Origin of the sequence: Pseudomonas sp. SIMBA_041 (assembly GCF_046535095.1) — a bacterium.
In the GTDB taxonomy this organism is placed as follows: domain Bacteria; phylum Pseudomonadota; class Gammaproteobacteria; order Pseudomonadales; family Pseudomonadaceae; genus Aquipseudomonas; species Aquipseudomonas mucoides.
In genome coordinates this window covers 1-248 of sequence record NZ_JAWRXJ010000726.1, presented here as the reverse complement: position 1 = coordinate 248, position 248 = coordinate 1, and the positions used below count along the sequence as shown (strand labels likewise).

The window sequence follows — 248 nt, the reverse complement described above, 5'->3', positions numbered from 1 at the left end:
CGAACAACTGGGGGTACCGCTCGGCGAACTGTCCACCGAGCCTGGCAAGGTGGTGCACGCCGCATCTGGCCGCTCACTGCCCTACGGTGAACTGGCCGAGCGCGCCCTCGACCTGCCCGTGCCAGACCCGGCCAGCGTACAGCTGCGCGACCCCAGCCAGTTTCGCTGGATCGGCAAGCCGGTACGCCGGGTCGACGCCTATGACAAATCCACCGGCAAAGCCTTGTACACCATCGACATCAAGCTCG

At 66.1% G+C, this 248-nt stretch carries 1 pseudogene; it reads left to right on the top strand.

Annotated features, from left to right (window positions below):
* A pseudogene (locus tag SB725_RS33015) lies at positions 1 to 248 on the top strand (xanthine dehydrogenase family protein molybdopterin-binding subunit); the annotation flags it as partial.